The following is an 889-nucleotide window of genomic DNA, read 5'->3' on the forward strand; positions in this document are numbered from 1 at the left end:
ATGAGGGTTCGGTGTAACGTTTTTTAGCGAATTCAATTATACCTTATCCTCATGCTGTTTGTTTTTTATACCGCAAAGATCAACACGCCCTAGTCTATCTTTGTAATATCGCTTAATTAAAGAAGTACAGGCTTAATTAAGATTCGGCGCCTTAAAGGCAGTTAAAAAAACAGCATTTTTATTAAAATTTAGCCTGTTAGCTTAATTTTCCGGCAAACAAACCATGTTAAGTGTTTTTTTGCAAAAAAGGTGTTGACGAATTTGGGTCATATCAGCATAATACGCCCCGCACTCAGCGATGATGTGCTAACAAAAAAAGATGGCTAAGTAGCTCAGCTGGTTAGAGCACATCACTCATAATGATGGGGTCACAGGTTCAAATCCCGTCTTAGCCACCATTATTTTTTTGTTGCTCAATGAAGAGTTTAAAATAACTACCTTGTGTGCGGGAGTGGCGGAATTGGTAGACGCGCTGGATTTAGGTTCCAGTATCTTAGGATGTGAGAGTTCAAGTCTCTCTTTCCGCACCATAATTCTTGATAAGAATTAAAACTATCAATTGTTATTGTTGGGATATCGCCAAGCGGTAAGGCACCAGGTTTTGATCCTGGCATTCCCAGGTTCAAATCCTGGTATCCCAGCCAACAATGGCTAAGTAGCTCAGCTGGTTAGAGCACATCACTCATAATGATGGGGTCACAGGTTCAAATCCCGTCTTAGCCACCATTTCTTCTTTTAGAAATGGCTCTGCAAGAGTTAAATTGCACTCAATGAAGAGTTTAAAATAACTACCTGTGTTTTATTACACAAACGATGCGGGAGTGGCGGAATTGGTAGACGCGCTGGATTTAGGTTCCAGTAACTTCGGTTGTGAGAGTTCAAGTCTCTC

4 tRNA genes are annotated in these 889 nt (G+C 40.5%); all 4 read left to right on the top strand.

Going from position 1 to position 889, the window contains the following annotated elements:
* Positions 1 to 321 precede the first annotated feature (321 nt).
* The 4 genes from GQR56_RS21210 to GQR56_RS21225 all read left to right on the top strand — a co-directional run bounded on the left by GQR56_RS21210 (position 322) and on the right by GQR56_RS21225 (position 726).
* Positions 322 to 398 (top strand) — tRNA-Met (locus tag GQR56_RS21210).
* 47 nt (positions 399 to 445) lie between these two features.
* Positions 446 to 530: transfer RNA gene (locus tag GQR56_RS21215), tRNA-Leu, on the top strand.
* Between the two features lie 39 nt (positions 531 to 569).
* Positions 570 to 644, top strand: a tRNA-Gln gene (locus tag GQR56_RS21220).
* A 5-nt stretch (positions 645 to 649) separates the two neighbouring features.
* Positions 650 to 726: transfer RNA gene (locus GQR56_RS21225), tRNA-Met, on the top strand.
* Positions 727 to 889: the final 163 nt, after the last annotated feature.

It is taken from the genome of Pseudoalteromonas sp. Z9A5, assembly GCF_011378875.1.
Classification (GTDB): Bacteria; Pseudomonadota; Gammaproteobacteria; order Enterobacterales; family Alteromonadaceae; genus Pseudoalteromonas.